This is a genomic window from Pseudoalteromonas fuliginea (assembly GCF_000690055.1).
Taxonomy (GTDB): Bacteria; Pseudomonadota; Gammaproteobacteria; order Enterobacterales; family Alteromonadaceae; genus Pseudoalteromonas; species Pseudoalteromonas fuliginea.
This window is the reverse complement of record NZ_JJNZ01000103.1, coordinates 1-292: the sequence shown is the minus strand read 5'-3', so window position 1 is coordinate 292 and position 292 is coordinate 1. Positions and strand designations below refer to the sequence as shown.

Genomic DNA, 292 nt, shown 5'->3' with positions numbered 1-292 from the left:
TGAAAGCGAATAGGCTGAATGATAAAGCGATTGTTATTCGCTGGCATAAGCTGTGTAAAGGCACCGCTCTTACACAAAAATACATACAGGGCGAAAAGCTAAGTAAAGCTGAACTTATCTTTTTTAACCAAACAGTAAACCAATACCGCGAGCGCCTATCCAGTATTAGCTGGTTTATGCGGTTACTAAATGAAGATATAGCCCGCAGAGCAAATAAAGAAGATAATTGCACAGGCCGCTTTTGGGAGGGGCGCTTTACGTCTCAAGCATTATTAGATGAAGCAGCCCTTGC

General features: G+C 42.5%; 1 pseudogene. It reads left to right on the top strand.

Annotated features, from left to right (window positions below):
* A pseudogene (locus DC53_RS0120815) lies at positions 1 to 292 on the top strand (transposase); the annotation flags it as partial.